The sequence below is a fragment of the Novosphingobium sp. KCTC 2891 genome (assembly GCF_025938155.1).
Classification (GTDB): Bacteria; Pseudomonadota; Alphaproteobacteria; order Sphingomonadales; family Sphingomonadaceae; genus Novosphingobium.
On record NZ_JAPCZG010000003.1, the window covers coordinates 15,026 to 36,713 of the forward strand.

Genomic DNA, 21,688 nt, shown 5'->3' on the forward strand with positions numbered 1-21,688 from the left:
TCGTGTCCTGTGCATCGATGGACCGGGCCGCGCGAAGCGCCCGGAAACGTCACGATCGGTGCGGCACCCGGCACGCGCGGACGGCGCGCGGGGTGTCGCTCAGGACAGGGCTGGCGGGCCGCAGGGCGGCGGCAGGACGCGGGATGCCCGCGCAAGGCGCGGCAGGACGATCGGGCCGAAGCCCAGCGCGACGATGAAGGCGAGCGCCAGCGCCAGCAGCACCGGATCCGCACCGGCAAGCGCAGCGAAGCCCAGACCGGCGAAGGCGCAGTTCTCATGCGCCTTGGTCGCGGTTTCCTTGGCACCGCCCTGCGGTACGGTCACCTGGCGGGGGCCGTGATCGCCGGTCGCGTCGGCGCAGATCAGGATGGTGAAGCTCTTGGTTGCGGTTTGGCCGGGCATGTAGCCCGCCGGGACCAGCGCCTTGATGGCAAGCGACAGCGCGACCAGCAGCATGGCCAGCGTGCGGTGACGCATCAGGATGTCGCGAACAGCCCCCATCGGAGCCGGCCCATAAGTCCGCGCGCGGCCCCTGTCACCCCCGCTTCTTGAGCAGGGCCATGCGCAGGCACGAACAGACCACCTCGCCGCGCTGGTTGGTCAGTTCGTGCCGGAAGGTGACGATGCCCGCATCGGGGCGCGATTTCGATGCGCGCAGTTCCACCACTTCGCTCGACGCGCGCATGGTGTCGCCGATGAACACGGGCGCGGGCATCACCAGCTTGTCATAGCCGAGGTTCGCCACCAGCGTGCCCAGCGTGGTGTCTCCCACCGAAAGCCCGACCATCAGCGCGAACGTGAAAGTGCCGTTGACGAGGATCTGGCCGAATTCGCTCGCCTTCGCCGCCTCGGCGTCGATGTGCAGCGGCTGGGGGTTGTGAGTCATGGTCGAGAACAGCAGGTTGTCGGTCTCGGTCACCGTGCGCCGGATTTCGTGTTCCAGCCGGTCGCCGACCTGCCACTCGTCGAAGAAACGCCCCGCCATCAGTCTTTCTCCACCCGCGCCAGCAGCGCCTCGACCTGCACTTGCGCCCCAGCCGCTACGGTCAGTTCGGCCACGGTGCCATCGAACGGCGCGGTCAGCGCGTGTTCCATCTTCATGGCTTCCAGCACCATGAGCTTCTGCCCCTTGGTGACGGCTTGCCCCGCCGCGACATCGACCGAAATGACGCGCCCCGGCATCGGCGCGCGGATGGCCCCGTCCGAAGCGATGCCGCCCGCGCCGCCTTCGGTGCGCTCCAGCCGGACCAGGAACCGTTCCCCGTTCTCGTCCAATGCCACCGCATCCTCGATGGGCCAGGCATCGGCCAGGGGCGTCGCGAGTTCGGCGGTGAAGGCGCGGCCGAACTGGTCGACCATGCGCACCTCGCGCCGGGGCGGTGCGCCCAGCCGCAGGCCGGACCGGCTGGTCCACGGCGTATCGCCAGGCGTTCCCGCCAGCCGCGCCGCAGCAAAGGACAGCGCCTCGGGCGAAGGTTCGGGCCGCGCGGTCAGGCTTTCGAGATTGCGCTCGATCAGCCCGGTATCGACCACGCCCGCCTCGAACGCGGCGTGACCCAGCAGCCGCCAGAGGAAGCCGCTGTTCGTGACCAGTGGCCCGACCACACCGTCCGCCAGCGTATCGCGCAGGCCCGCGATGGCGTGCGAGCGGGTATCGCGATAGACGATCAGCTTGGCGATCATCGGGTCATAGAACGGCGAGATCTGCGCGCCTTCGTCCACGCCGGTGTCGATCCGCGCCTGCTTGGGCGAGAAGCGGAACGTGTCGATGCGGCCGATGCTGGGCAGGAACCCACGCGTGGGATCCTCGGCATAGAGCCGCGCCTCGATCGCGTGGCCCGAGAGGTGGATGTCCTTCTGTCGCAGGGGCAGCGGCTCGCCGCTGGCGACACGGATCTGCCATTCGACGAGATCGACGCCGGTGACCATCTCGGTCACCGGGTGCTCCACCTGAAGCCGCGTGTTCATTTCCATGAACCAGACCCGGTCGGCGCGCAGCCCATCGGAGCCATCGGCGATGAACTCGATCGTGCCTGCGCCCTCGTAGTGCACGGCCTTGGCCGCGCGGACGGCGGCGGCGCACACGGCCTCGCGGGTGGCCTTGTCCATGCCCGGCGCGGGGGCTTCCTCGATCACCTTCTGGTGGCGGCGCTGGAGCGAGCAGTCGCGCTCGAACAGGTGGACCACCTCGCCGTGGGCGTCGCCAAAGACCTGCACTTCGATGTGACGGGGCGAGAGGATGTACTTCTCGATCAGTACGCGGTCGTCGCCGAAGCTGGACGCCGCCTCGCGCCGGCACGAGGCCAGCCCTTCGGCAAAGTCCTCGCTGCGGTCAACGCGGCGCATTCCCTTGCCGCCGCCGCCGGCCACGGCCTTGATCAGTACGGGATAGCCGATGGCGTCTGCCTCTGTTTGCAGTCGTTCGGGCGACTGGTCCTCGCCCAGATAGCCCGGCGTGACCGGCACGCCCGCCGCGATCATTCGCGCCTTGGCGGCGTCCTTCAGCCCCATGGCCCTGATCGAGGCCGGCTTGGGCCCTACCCACACGAGGCCGGCATCCAGCACGGACTGCGCGAAATCGGCGTTTTCGGAGAGGAAGCCATAGCCCGGGTGAATGGCCTGCGCGCCGGTCGCCAGCGCGGCGGCGATGATCCGCTCTCCCACGAGATAGCTTTCCCGTGCGGGCGCGGGGCCGATGTGGACGGCTTCGTCCGCCTGCCGCACGTGCATCGCGTGGGCGTCGGCGTCGGAATAGACCGCCACCGTGCGGATGCCGAGCCGGCGCGCGGTGCGGATGACGCGGCAGGCGATTTCGCCGCGATTGGCGATGAGCAGGGACTGGATCATTGTCACATCCGGAACACCCCGAAGCGGGGCGCCTCCTCGATCGGGGCTTCCAGGCAGGCCTCGAGCGCCAGCCCCACCACGTCGCGGGTCTGGACGGGATCGATCACCCCGTCGTCCCAGCCGCGCGCGGTGGCGTGGTAGGGATTGCCTTCGTCCTCGTATTTCTGGCGGATCGGCGCCTTGAACGCCTCGGCTTCTTCCGGCGTCCATCTGGCCGCGTCGCGGTGGACGGTGGCGAGCACGCTGGCCGCCTGTTCGCCGCCCATTACCGAAATGCGCGCGTTGGGCCAGGTGAACAGGAAGCGCGGGGAATAGGCGCGGCCGCACATTCCGTAATTGCCCGCGCCGAAGCTGCCGCCGATCAGCACGGTGATCTTGGGCACTTGCGCTGTGGCGACGGCGGTGACCAGCTTGGCGCCGTGCTTGGCGATGCCTTCCGCTTCATATTTGCCGCCGACCATGAAGCCGGAGATGTTCTGGAGGAACAGCAGCGGGATGCGGCGCTGGCACGCCAGTTCGATGAAATGCGCGCCCTTCTGCGCGCTTTCGGAAAAGAGCACGCCGTTGTTGGCGAGGATGGCCACCGGCATTCCCCAGATATGCGCGAAGCCGCAGACGAGGGTGGCGCCGTAGAGCGCCTTGAATTCGTGGAATTCGCTGCCGTCGACGATCCGCGCGATCACTTCGTGCACGTCATAGGGCGCGCGCACGTCGTCGGGGATGATACCGTAGAGGTCCTCGGCATCGTATTTCGGCGGCACCGGGGTTTTGCGCGCCACGCCTGCATTGCCCGCCGGGCCGATATGGCTGACGATGTCGCGCACCAGCGTCAGCGCGTGCTCATCGTTGTCGGCCAGATGATCGACCACGCCCGACTTGCGCGCGTGAAGATCGCCGCCGCCAAGGTCCTCGGCGCTGATTTCCTCGCCCGTCGCCGCTTTCACCAGCGGCGGACCGGCGAGGAAGATCGTGCCCTGTCCGCGCACGATCACGGTCTCGTCGCTCATCGCGGGAACATAGGCGCCGCCGGCGGTGCAACTGCCCATCACGCTGGCGATCTGCGGGATGCCGCGCGCGCTCATCTGCGCCTGGTTGAAGAAGAACCGGCCGAAGTGATCGCGGTCGGGGAATACCTCGGCCTGGTTGGGCAGGTTCGCGCCGCCGCTGTCGACCAGGTAGATGCACGGCAGCCGGTTTTCCTGCGCCACTTCCTGCGCGCGCAGGTGCTTCTTCACCGTCATCGGGAAATAGGTGCCGCCCTTCACCGTGGCGTCGTTGGCGAAGATCATGCACTGCCGGCCCGATACGCGGCCGATGCCGGTGATGATCCCGGCGCCGGGCACTTCATCGCCGTACATCCCGTTCGCGGCGAGTTGCCCCAATTCGAGGAAGGGCGAGCCGGGATCGAGCAGGCGCTCCACCCGATCGCGCGGCAGCAGCTTGCCGCGGGCAACATGGCGTTCGCGGCTGCGCGCATCGCCGCCCAGCGCGGCCTCTTCCACGCGGGCGCGCAAGTCCTGCGCCAGCGCGCGGTTGTGGCGGTTGCGCGCCTCCGCTTCCGGGCTGGACAGGTCGAGAGTGGTGGGCAGGACCGGCGCGCTCATCAATTGGCCCCGATCAGTTCGCGCCCGATCAGCATTCGGCGGATCTCGTTCGTTCCCGCGCCGATGTCGAGCAGCTTGGCATCGCGCAGAAAGCGTTCGACCGGCCAGTCCTTCGTATAGCCCGCGCCGCCCAGCGCCTGCACGGCTTCGCCCGCCACGCGGAAGGCGCTTTCGCTGGCAAGCAGGATCGCGCCTGCTGCGTCGAAACGCGTGGTCTGGCCCGCGTCGCACGCCCGCGCCACGGTGTAGACATAGGCCCGCGCCGATTGCAGCGCGACATACATGTCTGCCACCTTGGCCTGCATCAGTTGGAAGGTGCCGATCGGCTTGCCGAACTGGCGCCGCTCGCGCACGTAGGGGATCACGGTGTCGAGGCAGGCCTGCATGATGCCGATCTGCATTCCGGCCAGCACCACGCGTTCGTAATCCAGCCCGCTCATCAGCACGCCAACCCCGCCGTTGACCGGGCCCATCACGTTCTCGTCGGGCACGAAGCAGTCATCGAACACCAGTTCGGCGGTGGGCGAGCCGCGCAGGCCCATCTTGTCGATCTTCTGGCCGATGGAGAAGCCGGCGAAGCCCTTTTCGATCAGGAAGGCGGTGATGCCCCGGCTGCCCGCGTCGGGCACGGTGCGGGCATAGACCACCAGCGTATCGGCTTCCGACCCGTTGGTGATCCAGAACTTGGTGCCGTTGAGCCGCCAGCCGCCGTCCACCTTGTCGGCGCGCAGCTTCATCGAGACCACGTCCGATCCGGCGCCGGCTTCCGACATGGCCAGGCTGCCGACGTGTTCGCCGGAGATCAGCCCCGGCAGATACTTCGCCTTCTGCTCGTCATTGCCCCAGCGGCGGATCTGGTTGACGCACAAGTTGGAGTGCGCGCCATAGGACAGGCCGATCGAGCCGGATGCGCGGCTGACTTCCTCCACCGCGATCACATGGTCGAGATAGCCGAGGCCGAGACCGCCCCATTCCTCCTCCACGGTGATGCCGTGCAGGCCAAGCTCGCCCATCATCGGCCACAGTTCGCGCGCGAACCAGTCCTCGGCATCGATCTTCACCGCCAGCGGGGCGATCTTCTCGTCGGCGAAGCGGCCGGCAGCCGCGCGGATCATCAGGGCGCTTTCGGTCAGGCCGAAAGCGAGGTCGGGCGTCGCGCGCAAGGCATCCTCCATCTTGCCCGCAAGGGGCATCGTTTCCGGTCATGCTATCACAACGCCCAGCGATGGGAACTTGGCTGCAGTCCATGCAGTGTATAGAGAAACTCTATCATGGATCGCTTGTTGCTGCGCTATTTCCTCGCCGTGGTCGATACCGGCTCCTTCTCGCGGGCGGGCGACCTGACGCGCGTGTCGCAGCCGACCGTCTCCGCGGGGATTGCCCGGCTGGAGCGCGAGGTGGGCGCGCCGCTGTTCGTGCGCAGCAATCGCCGCGTGGAACTGACCGAGGCGGGCGCTCGGCTGGTCGAACCCGCGCGCCGGATCGAGGCGGCCTTTCTGGAAGCGCAGGCGGCGCTGGGCGAAAGCGATGCGGTGACGACGATCCGCATCGGCATCGCGGCCACGCTGGCGAGTGCGCTGGTCGAAGCCATCGTAACCGCGTGCCGCGCGCTGCCGGGGCTGCGCATCGAACTGGTCGAGCGCCGCGCCGGGGAACTTGCCGCCCTGCTCGATCGCGGGCGCGTGGATTGCACGCTGGGACCGGTGGAGCACGCCGGCGCGCGCCGCATGGTGCCGCTGTTCACCGAGCCTTACCTGCTGGCGATGGCGCAGGGGCACCGCCTCGCCGGGGAGGCGACGATTGCGGCCGAAGCGCTGGTCGATGAGCCGATGCTGGTGCGCCGCCAGTGCGAGGCGCTGCCGCTGGTCAGCCAGTTCTTCACCGCGCGCGGCGTGCGCCCGTTCATGGCCGCGCGTTCGATGAGCGAGGAGCGCGTCGCGGCTTATGTCCGCAGTGGGCTGGGCATTACCGTCCTGCCCGAAAGCCTTGGCGCGCCGGGCATCGCGCTGCGGCCACTGGCAGGGTTCGGCCTGGCGCGCACGGTCGGGTTGGTGGTGGAACCGGGCGACCACGGGCGGCTCGCGCGCACCGGCGTGGTCGAGGCGATCCGCGCGGTGGCGTCACCCTCCGGCTGACGCGGCGGCCTCGTCCAGAATCCACTGCCGGAACCGCGCGAAATCGGGATGGCGGCCTGCGCGCGGGGGATGGACCAGGCTGTAAGTGCGGGTCTGCGCCAGCGGCCGGTCCACCGGCACGACCAGCGTGCCCGCAGCCAGTTCCGGCTCGATCAGGAAGCGCGGCAGCAGCGCGGCGCCCGCGCCTGCCGCCGCCGCCTGGGCCAGCATCAGGAAGTGCGAGACGCGCGGCAGCGCCGGCCCTTCGGGCATCGCCAGCCCTTGCTGCGCGAACCAGCGCGGCCAGGCGTCTGTCATGGCCTCCTGCGCCAGCAGCGGCACGCGCGCGAAATCGGCGGCTTCGCGCACGGCCAGCCGCTGCGCCAGCGACGGGGCGATCACCGGGATGACCACTTCGGGGAACAGCGCATCATGCACCACATCGCCCGGCCAATCCGGCGGGCCGACGTGGATCGCCGCGTCGAAACGCTCGGCGGCGAAATCGAACAGGTCGGTGCGCGCGACGAGGTTGACCACCAGTTCGGGATGGCGCGCGGACAGCGCGGGCAGCCGCGGGGCGAGCCAGCGCATCCCGAAGCCGGGCAGGGTGGCGATGGTCACCGTGTGGTCCTGCGGCGCCATCAGGCGGCGCGTCGCCCCGCGGATCGCAGCAAGCGCGGGGGCGATTTCCGCGCGGTAGTCGCGCCCTTCGCGGTTGAGCGCCACCCGCCGGCCGTGCCGCTCGAACAGCGGCGTGCCGAGCCAGTCTTCCAGATGCGCGATCTGGCGGCTCACCCCGCTCTGGGTCAGCCCGAGCGCAGCGGCGGCGCGGCTGAACGTGCCTTCGCGCGCGGCCGCCTCGAAGCAGCGCAGCATCGACAGCGGCGGCAGCAGGCGCGGGTCGTCATCGTTCATGATCATTGGTCATGTATAGCGGCCAAGATTACGCTTAGGAACAGCGGTTCATCATTGTAGACTCTCGGCAGGATTTCCTTCCGACAGGTGCGCCATATGACCATTCTTTCCTCCACCTGCCCCGCCACCGGCACCGTCCTCTGGCAGGGAGAAGCCGCCGATGCTGCCGCTGTCGCTGCAACGGTGGCGCGTGCGCGCGCGGCGCTGGCCGGCTGGTCGCGCACCCCGCTGGAGGACCGCATTGCGGTGGCGCGTGCCTATGCCGAGCGGCTCAAGGCGGCGGGCGAGGACATGGCGCGCACGATCGCGCAGGAAACCGGCAAGCCGCTGTGGGAAACGCGGCAGGAAGTGGGATCGATGGTCGGCAAGGTCGAGCTTTCGATCCGCGCGCAGGCCGAGCGCGCCGGCACCCGCACCGATCCCTCGCCTTTCGGCAGCGCGGTGCTGCGTCACAAGCCGCACGGGGTGATGGCGGTGCTGGGGCCTTACAATTTCCCCGGCCACCTGCCCAACGGCCATATCGTGCCGGCGCTGCTCGCGGGCAACACCGTGGTGTTCAAGCCTTCCGAAGAAACCCCGATGACGGGCGAGGCGATGGTCCGCCTGTGGCACGAGGCCGGCCTTCCGGCGCACGTGCTGCAAGTGGTGCAGGGCGCGCGCGAGACGGGGGCGGCGCTGGTCGATGCGGACATCGACGGGCTGCTGTTTACCGGCAGCGCCACAACCGGCGCGTTCCTGCGCCGCGCGCTGGTGGACCGGCCGCACGTGATCCTTGCGCTCGAACTGGGCGGCAACAACCCGCTGATCGCGTGGGACGGCGAGCCAGAAGCGGTCGCCGGGATTATCGCCGCATCGGCCTATGCCACCACCGGGCAGCGCTGTTCCTGTGCGCGTCGGCTGATCGTTCCCGCTGGACCCGACGGCGACCGGATGATCGAGGCTGTCGCTGCGCTGGCGGACCGGATGACCATCGGCGCGTGGGATGCAGATCCGCAGCCCACGCTCGGCTCGCTGATCTCCGCGCGGGCCGCCGCCAATGCCCATGCGGCATATCAGGCGCTCGTTGCCGGAGGGGGCAGGGTGATCCGCCCGCTGACCGGCGTCGAGGGGCGCAGCGAGGCGTTCGTCACCCCGGCGGTGGTCGATGTGACCGGGCTGACCGTGTCCGACACAGAGATCTTCGCACCCGTGCTGCAGGTCCGCCGCGCGGGAAGCTGGGACGAGGCGATGGCGCTCGCCAATGCCACCGCGTTCGGCCTGTCCGCCGGGTTGTTGTCCGAAGATCCTGCCCGGTGGGAGGATTTCGTGCTGCGGTCGCGCGCGGGCGTGGTCAACTGGAACCGCCCGACCACCGGCGCGAGCGGTGCGATGCCGTTCGGCGGGCTGGGGTCTTCGGGCAACCACCGCCCCAGCGCCTATTACGCGGCGGATTACTGCGCCTATCCGGTCGCTTCGTTCGAAAGCCCCGCGTTGGCCGACCTGACCGGCGATCTGGTGGGACTGGAGCCGGCGCGATGAGCATGGTCGAAGTCAATTTCGACGGGCTGATCGGACCCTCGCACAATTACGCCGGCCTTTCCTTCGGCAACATCGCGTCGGCGCGCAATGCGGGCGCGGTCTCCGCTCCGCGCGCTGCTGCCTTGCAGGGGCTGGCCAAGATGCGCCGGATGATGGCGCTGGGCCTGCCGCAAGGGTTCCTGCTGCCGCACGACCGCCCCAACGCGGACTGGCTGCGCACGCTGGGTTTTTCGGGCAGCGACGACGCAGTGTGCGAAGCTGCGTGGCGCGAGGACCCGGCGCTGCTGCGCAACGCCATGTCGGCCTCGGCGATGTGGACGGCCAATGCCGGCACCGTCAGCCCTGCGCCGGATTGCGCGGACGGGCGCTGCCATGTCTCGGTCGCCAACCTGTCCACCATGCTGCACCGCTCCATCGAGGCGCCGCAGACGCTGAGGCAGCTGCAACTGGCCTTTGGGGATCCGCGCCACTTCGCAGTGCACGGCGCGGTGCCTTCGGGGCTGGGCGACGAAGGCGCCGCGAACTTCATGCGCCTCGCGCCCCAGCACGGCGCGCCGGGCCTTGAAGTGCTGGTCTATGGCGAGCAGGGCCGCGCCGATTTTCCCGCGCGCCAGCATAAGGCCGCCAGCGCCGCCGTCGCGCGCCGCCATGGTCTCGATCCCGCGCGCACGCTGCTGGTTCGCCAGAGCGATGCCGCGATTGCTGCGGGCGCGTTCCACAACGACGTGGTCGCAGTCGCCAACGAAAACGTGCTGTTCGCCCATGAACAGGCGTTCGAGGACCGCGAGGGCACTTACGCGGCGATCCGCGCCGCGCTGCCGCAGGCGGTGATCGTGGAGGCGCCGAAGGCGCGCATCAGCCTTGATGCGGCGGTGCGGTCCTACCTGTTCAATTCGCAGCTCGTCACCTTGCCCGAAGGCGGCATGGCGCTGGTCGTGCCGTCCGAAGTGCGCGATGTGCCGGAGGTCTGGGGCTGGCTGGAGGAACTGGCGGCAGGCAACGGCCCGATCCGCCGGCTGGAAGTGGTCGAAGTGCGCGAATCGATGCGCAACGGCGGCGGTCCGGCGTGCCTGCGGCTGCGTGTGGCGGTGAGCGCGGAGGCGCTGGCCGCGATCGACCCGCGCTTCCTGCTGGACGAGGACAAGGCGAACCGCATCGCTGCCGTGATCGTGCGCGAATGGCCCGAAGCCATCGCTCCCGAGGATCTGGGCAACCCTGCGCTGTGGCGCCAATGCCGTGCCGCGCGCGCTTCGTTGCTCGCGGAGCTGGGCTTCGCGGAGGGCGAACTCTAGGCGCCGCATCCCCTTGCGCTGCCTGCGCTTGTGCTATGACTGCGGCCAAGCAACGACGAGCGGAGGATGCCGGTGCAGCACATTCTGGCGATCGACCAGGGGACCACGTCCACGCGCAGCATCGTATTTGACGCAGAGGCGCGCGCCGTGGCGACCGCGCAGCGCGAGTTCGCCCAGCACTATCCGCAGGCCGGCTGGGTGGAGCACGATCCCGAGGACATCTGGCGCGATTGCCTGGCCACCGCGCGCGAAGCCATCGCGCAGAGCGGCGTTGCATTGTCGTCCATCGCGGGCATCGGCATCGCCAACCAGCGCGAGACGGTGGTGATCTGGGATCGTGCCAGCGGCGAGGCGATCCACCGCGCCATCGTCTGGCAGGACCGCCGCACCGCCGATGTTTGCGCCGCGCTCAAGGCCGAGGGCGCCGAGGCCGAAGTGACGGCGAAGACCGGGCTGCTGCTCGATCCCTATTTCAGCGCCACGAAAGCGGCGTGGATGCTCGACGCGGTGCCGGGTGCGCGGGCGCGGGCCGAGCGCGGCGAACTGGCCTTCGGCACGATCGACACGTTCCTGCTGTGGCGGCTGACCGGAGGCGCGGTCCACGCCACCGACGTCACCAACGCGGGGCGCACCTTGCTGTATGACATTCGCGCGCAGGCGTGGGACGAGGATCTTTGCCGCCTGCTGCGCGTGCCCATGGCGATCCTGCCCGAAGTGCGGGACAATGCCTGCCTGTTCGGCACCACCGTGCCCGACCTGCTGGGCGCGGCGCTGCCGGTGGCGGGCATGGCGGGCGACCAGCAGGCGGCGCTGTTCGGGCAGGCCTGTTTCGAGCGCGGCATGGCCAAGTCGACCTATGGCACGGGCTGTTTCATGCTGCTCAACACCGGCACGGAAGCGCCCCGCTCGGCCAATCGGCTGCTGACGACGCCCGCCTACCGGCTCGATGGACAGATGACCTATGCGCTCGAAGGCTCGATCTTCGTTGCCGGTGCGGCGGTGAAATGGCTGCGCGACGGGCTGGGCATCATCGCCCACGCCAGCGAGACGCACGGCCTGGCAACGCAAGTGGAGGACAGCCACGGCGTGGTGATGGTTCCGGCCTTCGTCGGCCTTGGCGCGCCCTATTGGGATCCGGACGCCAAGGGCGCGATCTACGGTCTCACGCTCGGCGCGACGGGCGCGCATCTTGCGCGTGCGGCGCTGGAATCGGTGGGCTTCCAGACCATGGACCTGCTCGATGCCATGGCGCGCGACAGCGGCGCGGTGCCGGCAGCGATCCGCATCGATGGCGGGATGGCGGCGAACGACTGGCTCTGCCAGTTCCTTGCCGACATGCTGCGTGTGCCGGTGGACAAGCCCACCAATCTCGAAACCACCGCACTGGGCGCTGCTTTCCACGCCGGGTTGGCCACCGGCGTATGGTCCGGGCTGCCCGCGCTCGAGCGCACATGGGCCGGTGCCGCGCGCTTCACGCCCGCGATGCCGCAGGACCGCCGCGATGCGCTGGCGGCCCTGTGGCGCGATGCCATCGTGCGAACGCTCAGCCATAAGCGATAATCGGTTGCAAAGGGCTACTTGGGGTTGACCGCATGTACGGGCGGCGGGCACACCCTCGACACCTTGCTCAACAGGGAGAGGATTTCTCGATGTTCAGTCACGTCATGGTGGGCAGCAATGACATTGCCCGCTCGAAGCAGTTTTATGACGCCACCTTCGCCGCGTTCGGCGGCAAGCCGGCGATCCAGGACGACAAGGGTCGCCTGATTTATCAGCACAACGGCGGCATGTTCCTCGTCACTCCGCCGATCAACGGCGAGCCGGCCTGCGGTGCCAATGGCGGCACGATCGGTTTCTCCATGACCCCGGAACAGGCCGACGCCTGGCACGCCGCCGGTGTCGCCAATGGCGGCGTCGCTTGCGAAGATCCGCCGGGACCGCGTGCGGGCAGCCCGTTCTACCTCGCCTATCTGCGCGATCCGGACGGCAACAAGCTCTGCGCGCTGCACGTCATCGGTTCGTGAATTGAAAAGGGCGCGCCGGTCATCCCGGCGCGCCCTTTTTTCAGGTCGCTAGCGAGCTGGGCCGCCAGAGGTCAGCGAACTTCCTTCGCCACCGCGTCAAGGATGCCGTTGACGAACTTGGCCTCGCGCGCATCGAAGAAGGCGTGCGCCACGTCGAGATATTCGCTGATCACCGTGCCAACGCCAATATCCTTGCGCGCCAGCAATTCGTAGGTGCCCGCGCGCAGGATCTGCAGCATCGTCTTGTCCAGCCGGGCAAGGCTCCAGCCTTCGGCAAGGCGGTTGGTCAGCAGCGTATCGATTTCCTCGCCGCGGGAATGCGTGCCCTTCACCACATCGTCGAAGAACGCGACGTCGGCCTCGGCATATTCGACATCCTCGATCTCGGCGCCGAGCCGGTGCATGTGGAACTCATCGAGCAGCAGGTGCAGCTCGGTTGCTTCCATTTCCAGCTGGTAGAGCGCCTGTACGGCAGCGAGGCGGGCGGCGGAGCGGGCGCGGCCCTGTGCGCGGTTGCTGGTCACAGCCCCAGCCTCAGTTCGATGGAGCGGGCGTGCGCGGCAAGGCCTTCGGCCTCCGCAAGGGCGACGGCAGCGGGGCCGACGGCCAGGATCGAGGCATCGCTCACGGCGATGAAGCTGGTGCGTTTCATGAAATCCAGAACGGAAAGGCCCGAGGAAAAGCGCGCGCGGCGCCCCGTGGGCAGGACATGGTTGGGGCCGGCGACGTAATCGCCGATCGCCTCGGGCGTCATCCGGCCGAGGAAGACCGAGCCGGCATGGCGGATCTGGGCGAACAGCCGCTCGGGATCGTCGGTCGCGATCTCGACGTGTTCGGCGGCAAGCGCATTGGCGAGAGCGGGGGCTTCGTCGAGCGAATCGACCACGATGATCGTGCCGTGCGCTTCCCAGCTGGCCTTGGCGACCTTGGCCGTGGGCAGCAACGCGATCTCGACGCCCACCGTGTCGGCCACCTGGTCGGCAAAACCGGCGTCGTCGGTGATGAGGATCGACTGTGCCGCCGGATCGTGTTCCGCCTGGCTGAGCAGGTCCGCGGCGATCCACTGGGGATCGTTCTTCGCGTCGGCGATGACGAGGATTTCGGACGGGCCGGCCACCATGTCGATCCCGACCACGCCGTAAAGCTGGCGCTTGGCCTCGGCCACCCAGGCGTTGCCGGGGCCGGTGATCACATCGACCGGCGCGATGCGATCGGTGCCATGGGCAAGCGCGGCGATGGCCTGCGCCCCGCCGACGCGCCAGATCTCGTCCACCCCGGCAAGGTGTGCGGCGGCGAGCACCAGCGGATTGACCACGCCCTTCGGCGTGGGGGTGACGACGACCAGCCGCCCGACGCCCGCCACCTTGGCGGGAATCGCGTTCATCAGCAGCGACGAGGGATAGGCCGCGCGGCCGCCCGGCACGTACAGCCCGGCACCGTCGACCGCGGTCCACTTCGCGCCCAGCCGGATGCCGGCGGCATCGGTGTAGTCGCGGTCCTCGGGCAATTGCGCCTGATGGTAATCACGGATCCGCTGCGCGGCGAGTTCGAGCGCTGCACGCAGCTCCGGCGGAAGGTCGTCGAACGCCTGCCGGCAGGCCTCTGCCGAAATGCGCCATTCGTCGTCCGCAGGCAGGTGGTGATCGAAGCGCTCGGTATATTCCGCCAGCGCTTCGTCGCCGCGCAGGCGCACGTCCTCGATGATCGTCTGCACGTCGCGGGCGACGTTGTCGTCGCTCTCGCGGCGGTCCTTGACCAACCGGGCAAAGGCGGCGGCGAAGCCGGGATCGCGTGACGCCAGCCGCAGCATCAGGCGGCGGCCTTCCGCTTGGCGACCAGTTCGCGGAACGCGTCGATCAGGGCGCCCAGCCGCGCGCTGTCGGTCTTCAGCGCGGCGCGGTTGACGATCAGGCGTGCCGAGACCGGCATGATCCGGCTCGTTTCGACCAGCCCGTTGTCCTTCAGCGTCTTGCCGGTGGAGACAAGGTCGACGATGCGGCTTGCGAGGCCGAGCGAAGGCGCCAGTTCCATTGCGCCGTTCAGCTTCACCACTTCGGCCTGCACGCCCAGCTTCTCGAAGTGGCGGCGGGTGAGGTTGGGATACTTGGTGGCGACGCGCGCATGGCTTTCGCGGGCGTTGGCGCCGCTTTCGACCGCGCCCACCGGCTCTGCCACCGACAGGCGGCAGTGCCCGATGTCGAGATCGACCGGGGCGTAGAGGTCCGCATAATCGAACTCGTCGATCACGTCGGACCCGACGATCCCGACCTGCGCCGCTCCGTGGGCGACGAACGTCGCCACGTCGAAGGCGCGGACGCGAATGATCTTCACGTCGGGCCGGCTGGTCGCGAACGACAGCGCGCGCGAAGCCTTGTTGAAGAAGTCTGCATCGGGCACCACACCTGCCTGTTCAAGCAGGGGCAGCGCCTCGTCGAGGATGCGGCCCTTGGGCAGGGCGAAGACGATCTGGGAAGCGGCGGACATAACCGTGCGCCCCTATGGCAAAGGGCCGGAAAGGGCAACCTCATGCAACCGATCATGGAGATTGGCTCGGTCGCACAGGCCATCGCGTGGCAGGCCGATCATGCTGCCAACAATGGCGCGCCGTGCACTGGCCGCATTGTGCGCGCCCAGCTTGGCTTGCTGGACGGTGCGACCGAAGTCGGGCGGCGGCTGGCCGCGTGGCCCGGCCGCGCGCTGGAGGATGCCCTGCCGCTGCGGCTGGCCGGGGGGCACCACTTCCTGGTCCTGAACGGCACCGAACCGCGCCTTGGCGCGGTCTACCGGGGCGAAGTAACCGATCAGGCCGAGGTCGATGCGCTTGTTCTGGCCATCACGCGCGATCACGATGCCGCGCTGCTGCCCTGGCTGGACGGCCCGCCGCAGACAAACGAGGCGGGGCGCTCTGCCTCGATCATGGCGGCGCTGTTGTGGCTGTCCGAACGGTTCGGTCCGCGCTTCGAAATGAACGAGCTTGGCGCCAGCGCCGGGGTCAACACGATGATGGACCGGTTCCATTTCGACCTTGGCGGCACCACTGCCGGCCCCGCCGATTCGCCCATGCAGATCCGGCCCGAATGGAAAGGCCCGCCCCCGCCGCAGGTGCCGGTCCAGATCGTTGCCACCGAAGGTTGCGACAAGGCGCCGGTCGATCTTTCCGACCCCGATCAGGCATTGCGGCTGAAGGCCTATGTGTGGGCCGAAGTGACCGAGCGCATCGGCCGGATCGATGCCGCCATCGCGCTCGCCGCGCGCCAGCCGCCGCGCGTGACGAAGATGGATGCCGCCGACTGGGTGGAGCGCCGGCTGGCCGCGCCGCAGCCGGACGATACCACCCGCGTGCTCTACCATTCGATCGTCTGGCAATACCTGCCCCCCGAAACCCGCGCCCGGATCGAGGCGGCCATGGCACGGGCCGGCGCGCGCGCCGATGCGCGCCGCCGGCTGGCGTGGATCACGCTGGAAACCAACCGCCAGACCTTCCGCCACGAACTGCGTGTTCGCCACTGGCCGGGCGGCGAAGAAGGCGAACTTCTCGGCACCGCCCATGCCCACGGCGCGTGGGTGGAATGGTTCGGCGGCTAGCCTCTCAGCCGCCGGTTCGCGCCAGGAACGCGTCCATCGCGGCGTTGAAGCGGTCCGCCGCTTCCCACGTGACGAAGTGCCCGCAATCGTGGACGCGCTCGATGGTCAGGTCGGGGATGTTTTCGGCCAGCCCGTCGAGATTGGCGGGCGAGAGCGCGGCATCGTCCATTGCCCAGATCACCAGCGTAGGGATGTCCAGCACGGGCACGTTCAGCGGCTTGTAATCCGCCGGCAGCGCCAGCGGGGCGTCCATCGGCGGCACGAACACCGGGCTGGCGCGGTACCAGTTGACCATGGCGATGGCGGTTTCGGGATCGGCCCAGTCGGCTTCGAGCGCGGCGCGCTCCTCCGGCTCCATGGTATCGGCGAAGATCGACTTCATCGACTGGCCCAGCAGGGGAGCAAGCCCGCCCTTGCGCAGCAGGTCATCGTTGAGCGAGGCGCGGAAATCGCGGAAATACTGGCTTGCCTCGCGCTGGGCGCGGTCGGTCCAGACCAGTTTGGGGAACACGCCCGGATGCGGCGCATTGGCCACGACGGCGCGGGTGACGCGCGTTTTCTGGCCCGTCAGCGCCACGCCCCAGGCGATCGCGCCGCCCCAATCGTGGCCGACCACGGTGAACGTCTCCACCCCCAGCGCATCGGCCAGCCGGAACACGTCGCCGATCATGTTGTTCGCGGCGTAGCTTTCCACCCCGGCGGGCTTGGCCGAACGGCCATAACCGCGCTGATCGGGCGCGATGCAGCGATAACGGTCCGAAAAATGCGCGATCTGGTGCCGCCAGGTGCGGTGCGATTCGGGAAAACCGTGGAGGAAGATCAGCACCGGCGCATCGCGCGGGCCGGTGTCCACCACCGCCAGTTCGATGCCGTTGGCCAGCGTGACCATGCGCTGTTCCATGGTCATGCGCCTTCCTTCATCTTCTGGGCATACCCCGCCTCGAACAGCTCCGCCATGCGGTCCATCAGCGCTTCGGGCGTGCGGCGCAGTTCGCCGATTTCCTTCTCGAAGCCCACGGCCGCGATGATCTCGCGCTCGTCGCGGGCAATGGCATCCAGGATCTCGCGCGCGATGGCCTCGGGTTCCAGCCCGTTGTCGATCGCCTTGTCGCTGATGCCGCGCGCGGACCCGTCGGAAGTCAACGCATTGCGCGAGACGTTGGTGCGGACGGAGCCGGGGCAGATGGTGTGGACGTGCAGGCCCAGCCCGGTCACTTCCACGCGCAGCGCGTCGGCATAGCCGATCAGGCCGAACTTGGCCGCGCTGTAGCCGGTGCGCATGGGCGAGCCGACCTTGCCCGCGATGCTGGAAACGAAACCGAGCCGTCCTTGTCCGCGTGCCGCCATGTGCGGCAGCACCGCCTGAGTCAGCGCGATGGGCGCGAGCAGGTCCACCGCCACGATCCGCTCATAGACCGGAAAGGCGGTTTCCAGCGCGACCGAACGCTGCGAGATGCCGGCGTTGTTGACGAGCAGGTCGATCCCGCCCGAGCGCTCGGCCGCCCAGGCCCAGGCCGTTTCCGCCGCCTGTGCGGCGGCGGCGTAGTCGGTCGCCTCGAACGGCAGCACCAGCGCGCCGGGGCAATCCGCCGCCACTTCGGCAAGCGCTGCCGCATTGCGGCCCGAGACGATCACGTGCGCCCCGTCTTTCGCCAGCACGCGCGCCATGGCGGCGCCCAGTCCGGAGGATGCCCCGGTGATCCAGGCGGTCTGTCCCGCGAATGTCATGTCGTTTCCTCTCCCGTATGTTGTTTTTATTTGGGCCGTCAGGGGTAACTGACTGTTGTCGCGATGCGCGGCAGCGGGATGAATTCCTCGCTGTCTCCCGGCACTTTCGGAAAGCGGCCCTGTTCCCAGTCGGCCTTGGCCTGATTGATCCGCTCGCGGCTGGAACTGACGAAGTTCCACCAGACGTGGCGCGGCGTTGTGAAAGCCTCGCCGCCCAGCAGCATGACCCGGCCGCCCGTTGCCGAGGTCAGTCGCATCGCCGCGCCCGGCGCCAGCACGGTCAGCGTGAACAGCTCCAGCGGCGTGCCATCCACGCTCGCCTCGCCGCCCACCAGCATCACCGCGCGCTCGTCCGCTTCGGCGTCGATGGGGATCGCGCCGCCGGGGGCGAGCAGGATCTCGGCATAGATCGTTTCGGCGTGCTGCGTGGTGGGCGCGGTTGCGCCCCACAGCGTGCCCATGATCACGCGGGCGCTGGCGCAACCGTCCTCCACCAGCGGCAGGTCGCTGCGGCTCTCGAACGCGGGATCGATCTCCTCGCGCCCATCGGGCAGCGCGAGCCAGGTCTGCATTCCGTAGAGGGTCTGCGTGGTCAGCCGCGCTTCGCCGGGGCTGCGCTCGGAATGGACGATGCCGCGCCCGGCGGTCATCAGGTTGACCTGCCCGGGCCGGATCGTGGCGAACGAGCCGAGGCTGTCGCGGTGATCTATCGCGCCTTCGAACAGCCAGGTCACCGTGGCCAGGTTGATGTGCGGATGGGGCCGCACGTCCATCGCGCTGCCGGGCGGCAGGTGCGCGGGGCCGAACTGGTCGACGAAGATGAAGGGGCCGACCATCGTCCGTGTCCGCGCGGGGATCGCGCGGCGGACCTGGAATGCGCCGATGTCGTGCGTGACCGGGCGGACGAGCTGGAGGAAGGGATCACTCACCGGGGGCACTCGCGCGGATCGCCAGCGCGTGGACGCGCTGGCCCGGAAGATCGCCCAGCGCGGCGTTGACGAGGCGCTGGCGCTGGAGGCGCGAAACCCCCGCAAAGGCCGGGCTTTCGATCTCCACGGTGAAGTGCGATTCGCCGGAGCCATCGTGTCCGGCATGGCCGTGATGGCTTTCGCTGTCGTTGATCACGGCCAGCCGCGAAGGGGCGAAGGCCGCTTCCAGCTTCCGTTCGATTTCAAGGGCGATCGGTCCCTTCATGGGCTTTCCTTCCTGCTGAAGAGGCACCATGTGCAATCGGGTGAAGCAACACAAGTTCCATGGCCGCGTCCAAGATACCGGGCGCCTCTGCAACGCGCCCGGCTGCGACCTGCCGGGCGAATTCCGCGCACCCGGCGTCCGCGCCTCCGGCTTTGACGGGCCGGGCGACTACCGCTGGTTCTGCCTTGAGCACGTGCGCCAGTTCAATTCGGGATACGATTTCTTCGCTGGCATGACGCCCGAAGAAATCATGGCCGCGCAGTCTCCCATCGCCGGGTGGGACACGCAGACGCGTGCGTTCCGGCCCGATGCCGGGGTGGATCAGGCGCCGCGCTGGAACGATTTCGCCGATCCGCTGGAAGCCCTGGCCAACCGCGCCCGTGCCCGCCGCGAGGACGCGATGCACCGTCAGGAAGCAGCGCGGCGCGGGCTGGGGCCGATCGACCGCCGCTCGTACGAAGTGCTGGGGCTGGGCTTCGATGCCGACCGCAAGGCGCTGCGCAGCCGCTATTCGGAACTCGTGCGACGTTATCACCCCGATCGCAACGGCGGCGACCGCACCCATGAGGCACAACTGCAGGAGGTGGTCGAAGCCTATAATCACCTGCGCGCCCTTTCCGCCTTTGCCTGAACTTGCTTGCCCTGATTAATCGATCGGTTAACAAGAGCGCAAGTCAGGGAGAAAAAAGGCGATGAACGAAAGCGCGACTTATGCCGAGATCGTGACCGGCCGGCGCAGCATCCGGGGCTTCAAGCCGGACCCGGTCCCGCGTGCGGTCATCGAGGAGGTGCTCGCGCTCGCGATCCGCGCGCCGTCCTCGCACAACACGCAGCCGTGGAACTTCACGGTGGTGGCGGGCGAGCCGCTCGACCGCATCCGCGCCGAGAACACGCGCCGCAATCTGGAAGGCGTGCCGGATTCGCGCGAGTTCCGCACAGGCGGCGCGATCGGTCCGCAGCACCGCGAGCGCCAGATCGACGTGGCCAAGCAGCTGTTCGGCGTGATGGGCATCGCCCGCGAGGACAAGGACGGGCGGCTCGACTGGGTGCTGCGCGGCTTTCGCCAGTTCGATGCGCCGGTCTCGGTGGTGGTGACTTTCGACAAGGTGCTCGAAGGCAGCGACATCGCCCCGTTCGATTGCGGCGCGGTGACCAACGCGCTGGTCAATGCGGCGTGGTCGAAGGGGCTGGGCTGCGTCATCAACAGCCAGGGCATCATGCAATCCCCGGCGGTGCGCGAGCACGCGGGCATTCCCGACGATCAGGTGATCATGATCTGCATCGCGATGGGCTGGCCGGACGAAAGCTTCCCCGCCAACACGGTCGTCTCGCACCGCAAGACGGTGGCTGAGGCAGCGCGATTCGTCGGCTTCGACTGAGCGCCGGCGGCTCCCGGTCCCCAGCTCTGGGCCGTCAGCTCTCGGCCGTCACCCCTCCGCCATCCACGCGGCGAAGGCATCCTTCCAGTCGGGGTGCCAGCGTGACAGGGCGGGGCGGCCCTCGGTGATGTCGTGCGCGTTCCACAGCACGCGGCGGCGGTCGGTTTCCCAGGTCGTCTCATTGTCGAGGCACCAGAGGTAGAATGCCTGCCGTCCGATGCCGTCCAGCATCGTCTCCACCACCTGCTCGGGCGTCCATGCCGATGCAGGCTTTTCCGCGACATGACGGCGGGTCATGCCGGTGAACGTGAAGCCGGGGACCAGCAGGTGCGCGGTGACGCGGGTGCCGGTCTTTTCGCGCAGGGTGTGCGCCAGCCCTTCGGTCAGCGATTTCACCGCCGACTTGGACACGTTGTAGGCGGTGTTGCCGGGCGGCTGGGTGATGCCCTGCTTCGACCCGGTGTTGACGACAAGGCCCGGTGCATCGCCCTCGGCTATCGCCGGGACGAAGGCCTGCACGCCGTGGACCACGCCCATCAGGTTGATGTCCAGCAGGCGGTCCCACGCATCGAAGTTGGACAGCGCATCGCCGCCATTGCCGATCGCGGCATTGTTCATCACCACGGCCGCCGGGCCGCTGCGCGCCATCAGGCTTTCGGCCAGCGCGGACATCGCGGCGCGGTCTGCGACGTCGACATCGTGGACGGCCTGCGCCCCGAATTCGGCGCGGGCGCTATCCAGCGCGGCGGGATCACGGTCGATGATGGCAAGCTCCATGCCGAAGCCCGCGAAAGCGCGCGCGGCGGCCAGGCCGATGCCGTTTCCGCCGCCCGTGACGACGGCCAGCCGGCCGGGGGTGATCGCGGGGTGGGGGGCGTTCATGGTGCTGCCTTTCTCACGAAGCGATCCGCCGGACCGTCTGGCTAGAGGAATACCTCGCCTCAGCCGATGGCCGCAAGGTCCGGTTCCACCCAGCCGCGCCGGGCTTCGATGCTGAACAGACGTTCGCGAGTGTAGAAGCACAGCGGCCAGTCGCGTGGGGCAATCGGGCTGGCGAGCAGCGCGTTGACCGCATCGACCAGCGGCAGGTCGGCGGGCAGCGTTTCGGCAAAGGCGCGCACACCGCGCGCGTAAAGCTGGGTCAGCGTCTCGTGGTAGCCCGCGCTGTCGGTATTTTCGCCGCCCACGGCCAGGTTGTAGCCGCTGATGATCGCGGGGAGATCGCGCTCGGGCACGATTTCGGGATGTTCGCGCAGCAGCGTCAGGCAGGCGGCGAGGTGGGCCTCGTGGGTCCATTCCTCCTTGGGCAGCGAGCGGTCGAGCAGGCCGTGGGTGACGCGGCGCGCGGCCGCATCGGAAGCGAAGGGGCGAATCGGGTGGTCGGTCATCGTGCAGCCTTCGCGAGAATGTGGGAGCGCTAAAAAGGAAAAGGCCCCGCCCGGTGGGCGGAGCCTCTTTCCTGCATCAGTCGGGCGTCCCTGGCGGGAC

Annotated in this window: 23 protein-coding genes; 8 read left to right on the forward strand and 15 right to left on the reverse strand. The window is 68.8% G+C overall.

Annotated features, from left to right (window positions below; all coding sequences use genetic code 11):
- Positions 1 to 99: 99 nt before the first annotated feature.
- The 5 genes from OLX02_RS06290 to OLX02_RS06310 are packed head-to-tail and all read right to left on the reverse strand — an operon-like array spanning position 100 to position 5,614.
- Positions 100 to 501, reverse strand: coding sequence for a hypothetical protein (locus OLX02_RS06290; RefSeq protein WP_264421224.1), 402 nt, complete (start codon positions 499 to 501; stop codon positions 100 to 102).
- A gap of 34 nt (positions 502 to 535) precedes the next feature.
- Positions 536 to 985, reverse strand: a complete 450-nt coding sequence (locus tag OLX02_RS06295) for a MaoC family dehydratase (RefSeq protein ID WP_264421226.1) — start codon at positions 983 to 985, stop codon at positions 536 to 538.
- On the reverse strand, positions 985 to 2,847 hold the full coding sequence (locus OLX02_RS06300) for an acetyl/propionyl/methylcrotonyl-CoA carboxylase subunit alpha (RefSeq protein ID WP_264421228.1): 1,863 nt from the start codon (positions 2,845 to 2,847) through the stop codon (positions 985 to 987). The genes OLX02_RS06295 and OLX02_RS06300 overlap by 1 nt, the downstream gene beginning before the upstream one ends.
- Positions 2,848 to 2,849: 2 nt before the next feature.
- Complete coding sequence (locus OLX02_RS06305; RefSeq protein ID WP_264421229.1) at positions 2,850 to 4,451, reverse strand: carboxyl transferase domain-containing protein; 1,602 nt, start codon at positions 4,449 to 4,451, stop codon at positions 2,850 to 2,852.
- Positions 4,451 to 5,614, reverse strand: a complete 1,164-nt coding sequence (locus tag OLX02_RS06310) for an isovaleryl-CoA dehydrogenase (RefSeq protein WP_319641235.1) — start codon at positions 5,612 to 5,614, stop codon at positions 4,451 to 4,453. The genes OLX02_RS06305 and OLX02_RS06310 overlap by 1 nt, the downstream gene beginning before the upstream one ends.
- Positions 5,615 to 5,722: 108 nt before the next feature.
- Here OLX02_RS06310 and OLX02_RS06315 point away from each other — a divergent pair, with 108 nt between their 5' ends.
- A complete protein-coding gene (locus OLX02_RS06315; RefSeq protein ID WP_264421231.1) occupies positions 5,723 to 6,586 on the forward strand; it encodes a LysR family transcriptional regulator in 864 nt (287 codons plus the stop codon).
- On the opposite strand, the gene OLX02_RS06320 is transcribed toward OLX02_RS06315, so the two are convergent.
- The gene (locus OLX02_RS06320) at positions 6,572 to 7,480 is read right to left on the reverse strand and encodes a LysR substrate-binding domain-containing protein (RefSeq protein WP_264421232.1); all 909 of its coding nucleotides are present in this window, start codon (positions 7,478 to 7,480) and stop codon (positions 6,572 to 6,574) included. The genes OLX02_RS06315 and OLX02_RS06320 overlap by 15 nt on opposite strands.
- A 96-nt stretch (positions 7,481 to 7,576) precedes the next feature.
- Here OLX02_RS06320 and astD point away from each other — a divergent pair, with 96 nt between their 5' ends.
- The 4 genes from astD (at position 7,577) to OLX02_RS06340 (ending at position 12,314) form a co-directional block, all read left to right on the forward strand.
- Positions 7,577 to 8,998 carry a succinylglutamate-semialdehyde dehydrogenase gene (gene astD, locus OLX02_RS06325; protein WP_264421233.1) on the forward strand — a complete coding sequence of 474 codons (1,422 nt, stop codon included), beginning with the start codon at positions 7,577 to 7,579 and terminating at the stop codon, positions 8,996 to 8,998.
- Positions 8,995 to 10,290: an N-succinylarginine dihydrolase gene (locus OLX02_RS06330; RefSeq protein WP_264421234.1), complete on the forward strand. Its 1,296-nt coding sequence runs from the start codon at positions 8,995 to 8,997 to the stop codon at positions 10,288 to 10,290. Before astD ends, OLX02_RS06330 begins: the two co-directional genes overlap by 4 nt.
- 66 nt (positions 10,291 to 10,356) lie before the next feature.
- The gene (gene glpK / locus OLX02_RS06335; RefSeq protein ID WP_264421236.1) at positions 10,357 to 11,850 is read left to right on the forward strand and encodes a glycerol kinase GlpK; all 1,494 of its coding nucleotides are present in this window, start codon (positions 10,357 to 10,359) and stop codon (positions 11,848 to 11,850) included.
- An 89-nt stretch (positions 11,851 to 11,939) separates the two neighbouring features.
- Positions 11,940 to 12,314 carry a VOC family protein gene (locus OLX02_RS06340; protein ID WP_264421237.1) on the forward strand — a complete coding sequence of 125 codons (375 nt, stop codon included), beginning with the start codon at positions 11,940 to 11,942 and terminating at the stop codon, positions 12,312 to 12,314.
- A 71-nt stretch (positions 12,315 to 12,385) separates the two neighbouring features.
- Here OLX02_RS06340 and nusB read toward each other — a convergent pair whose 3' ends face one another.
- Genes nusB through hisG form a run of 3 tightly spaced genes read right to left on the reverse strand, consistent with a single transcriptional unit; the run spans position 12,386 to position 14,798 of the window.
- Positions 12,386 to 12,838: a transcription antitermination factor NusB gene (gene nusB, locus OLX02_RS06345; RefSeq protein ID WP_264421239.1), complete on the reverse strand. Its 453-nt coding sequence runs from the start codon at positions 12,836 to 12,838 to the stop codon at positions 12,386 to 12,388.
- On the reverse strand, positions 12,835 to 14,124 hold the full coding sequence (hisD, locus tag OLX02_RS06350; RefSeq protein ID WP_264421241.1) for a histidinol dehydrogenase: 1,290 nt from the start codon (positions 14,122 to 14,124) through the stop codon (positions 12,835 to 12,837). Before hisD ends, nusB begins: the two co-directional genes overlap by 4 nt.
- Positions 14,124 to 14,798 carry an ATP phosphoribosyltransferase gene (gene hisG / locus OLX02_RS06355; RefSeq protein ID WP_264421243.1) on the reverse strand — a complete coding sequence of 225 codons (675 nt, stop codon included), beginning with the start codon at positions 14,796 to 14,798 and terminating at the stop codon, positions 14,124 to 14,126. Before hisG ends, hisD begins: the two co-directional genes overlap by 1 nt.
- A 42-nt stretch (positions 14,799 to 14,840) precedes the next feature.
- Here hisG and OLX02_RS06360 point away from each other — a divergent pair, with 42 nt between their 5' ends.
- Positions 14,841 to 15,899 carry a DUF2332 domain-containing protein gene (locus OLX02_RS06360; protein WP_264421244.1) on the forward strand — a complete coding sequence of 353 codons (1,059 nt, stop codon included), beginning with the start codon at positions 14,841 to 14,843 and terminating at the stop codon, positions 15,897 to 15,899.
- Between the two features lie 4 nt (positions 15,900 to 15,903).
- Here the strand turns inward: OLX02_RS06360 and OLX02_RS06365 are convergent, their stop codons facing one another.
- The 4 genes from OLX02_RS06365 to OLX02_RS06380 are packed head-to-tail and all read right to left on the reverse strand — an operon-like array spanning position 15,904 to position 18,821.
- Entirely contained in the window at positions 15,904 to 16,806 is a 903-nt protein-coding gene (locus tag OLX02_RS06365) for an alpha/beta fold hydrolase (protein ID WP_264421246.1), read from the reverse strand.
- Positions 16,803 to 17,627 (reverse strand): SDR family NAD(P)-dependent oxidoreductase, encoded by an 825-nt coding sequence (locus OLX02_RS06370; RefSeq protein WP_264421248.1) that lies wholly within the window; start codon positions 17,625 to 17,627, stop codon positions 16,803 to 16,805. The genes OLX02_RS06365 and OLX02_RS06370 overlap by 4 nt, the downstream gene beginning before the upstream one ends.
- Positions 17,628 to 17,665: 38 nt before the next feature.
- A complete protein-coding gene (locus OLX02_RS06375; protein ID WP_264421250.1) occupies positions 17,666 to 18,556 on the reverse strand; it encodes a pirin family protein in 891 nt (296 codons plus the stop codon).
- A complete protein-coding gene (locus OLX02_RS06380; protein WP_264421251.1) occupies positions 18,549 to 18,821 on the reverse strand; it encodes a BolA family protein in 273 nt (90 codons plus the stop codon). Before OLX02_RS06380 ends, OLX02_RS06375 begins: the two co-directional genes overlap by 8 nt.
- Before the next feature lie 40 nt (positions 18,822 to 18,861).
- On the opposite strand from OLX02_RS06380, the gene OLX02_RS06385 reads away from it, so the two are divergent.
- Together OLX02_RS06385 and OLX02_RS06390 are read left to right on the forward strand one after the other, a co-directional pair.
- Entirely contained in the window at positions 18,862 to 19,452 is a 591-nt protein-coding gene (locus tag OLX02_RS06385; protein WP_264421252.1) for a J domain-containing protein, read from the forward strand.
- A 61-nt stretch (positions 19,453 to 19,513) separates the two neighbouring features.
- The gene (locus OLX02_RS06390) at positions 19,514 to 20,200 is read left to right on the forward strand and encodes a nitroreductase (RefSeq protein ID WP_264421253.1); all 687 of its coding nucleotides are present in this window, start codon (positions 19,514 to 19,516) and stop codon (positions 20,198 to 20,200) included.
- A 48-nt stretch (positions 20,201 to 20,248) separates the two neighbouring features.
- Here OLX02_RS06390 and OLX02_RS06395 read toward each other — a convergent pair whose 3' ends face one another.
- Positions 20,249 to 21,082 carry an SDR family NAD(P)-dependent oxidoreductase gene (locus OLX02_RS06395; RefSeq protein WP_264421254.1) on the reverse strand — a complete coding sequence of 278 codons (834 nt, stop codon included), beginning with the start codon at positions 21,080 to 21,082 and terminating at the stop codon, positions 20,249 to 20,251.
- Between the two features lie 59 nt (positions 21,083 to 21,141).
- Positions 21,142 to 21,588 (reverse strand): hypothetical protein, encoded by a 447-nt coding sequence (locus OLX02_RS06400; protein WP_264421256.1) that lies wholly within the window; start codon positions 21,586 to 21,588, stop codon positions 21,142 to 21,144.
- Positions 21,589 to 21,688 lie beyond the last annotated feature (100 nt).